The sequence below is a fragment of the Corallococcus sp. AB049A genome, assembly GCF_003668885.1.
GTDB lineage: Bacteria > Myxococcota > Myxococcia > Myxococcales > Myxococcaceae > Corallococcus > Corallococcus interemptor.
Genome location: NZ_RAWL01000914.1, coordinates 1 through 567, shown reverse-complemented (window position 1 = coordinate 567; position 567 = coordinate 1). Strand labels below are relative to the sequence as shown.

The window sequence follows — 567 nt, the reverse complement described above, 5'->3', positions numbered from 1 at the left end:
CTTCGCTGCCTTCTCTCTCCGCGCGCGTCCTCCCGCTGGAGGTGGAGTCCGCGGCCCACATGCAGCCACTCCCGGTGGCGTCCGTGGGGCCAGAGGATTTGGCCTACGTCATCTACACGTCCGGTAGCACCGGCCGCCCCAAGGGCGTCGCCGTCCACCACCGCGCGTTGATGAACCTCATCTCCTGGCACCAGCGCACCTATTCGCTGACACCTCGGGACTCCACCGCCCTCACCGCTGGCGTCGCCTTTGACGCTTCTACCTGGGAGGTGTGGCCCTCGCTGGCCTCCGGCGCCAGCCTCGTCGTCCCGCCCGACACCGTGCGTGCCGAGCCCTCGCAGTTGCTTCAGTGGCTGGCCCGCGAAGCCATCACCACCTGCTTCATGCCGACGCCCCTCGCCGAGGCCGTGCTGCGTGAGGAGTGGCCTCGGCCCATCGCCCTGCGTGCCCTGCTCACGGGTGGCGACGCCCTCCACCACGGCCCTCCTGCCTCAGTACCCGTGGCCCTCTTCAACCACTACGGGCCCACCGAGAGCACCGTCGTCGCCACCTTCACCCCCGTCCTGC

At 70.0% G+C, this 567-nt stretch carries 1 protein-coding gene; it reads left to right on the top strand.

The window, feature by feature from the left end; translation table 11 throughout:
• Nucleotides 1-59: 59 nt before the first annotated feature.
• Nucleotides 60-567 (top strand): AMP-binding protein (locus D7X55_RS40205; RefSeq protein WP_233610408.1); only part of this gene is annotated, 508 nt, incomplete at its 3' end.